This window comes from Leptospira ilyithenensis (assembly GCF_004771005.1).
Classification (GTDB): Bacteria; Spirochaetota; Leptospiria; order Leptospirales; family Leptospiraceae; genus Leptospira_A; species Leptospira_A ilyithenensis.
The window spans coordinates 1-539 of the sequence record NZ_RQHV01000069.1; the positions used below are offsets into that span (position 1 = coordinate 1).

Here is a 539-nt window from a genome sequence, read left to right on the forward strand (position 1 = left end):
GATACTTGCAACAAAACCGATGACTGCGTGTATAAAAAAGCCAACCAGGGAGGTTTGAATGATGCAGGCATCATGCTAAGTAATCTCGTGGGAAGAATGGAAACCGCACTGAACCAAACGAGTCTGGACACTACAAACATCCTGACTTCGATCTCAACCGAGGTAACAAATTTTCTCTCAGGCATCAGAAGCACCGCGGCAACTAACACCACTTCCTATTCCAATCGGGTAGATACCTATCAAACAGATCTGAACTTCAACCCCGGTATGAATATTCATACTACGGATGTTTCCGGTTTATACTCTTCCGTTTATTCGGGAGACTTTGGATCTGTGCCTGAGAGCCAAAGATATGTTGCCTGGGAAAGTAGTCCTGGCTCCCGTGATTTTGCAAACATCCCTGAGCCACTCAAATCAATGTTTTACGCCATCAAAAACAATCAGATGGAAAGCGTAAGAATTCAATTGCACTCCCTTATGGGAACTCCCGATCGTTGGGTCACAAGCGTAGTCGTTGCCAACCTATATACGGATAGTTA

The 539-nt window shown here is 44.7% G+C and carries 1 protein-coding gene; it reads left to right on the forward strand.

Annotation, left to right across the window (positions count from 1 at the left end):
* Positions 1–27: 27 nt before the first annotated feature.
* The coding region (locus tag EHS11_RS19920) for a hypothetical protein (protein WP_210413731.1) at positions 28–539 on the forward strand (512 nt) is incomplete at its 3' end.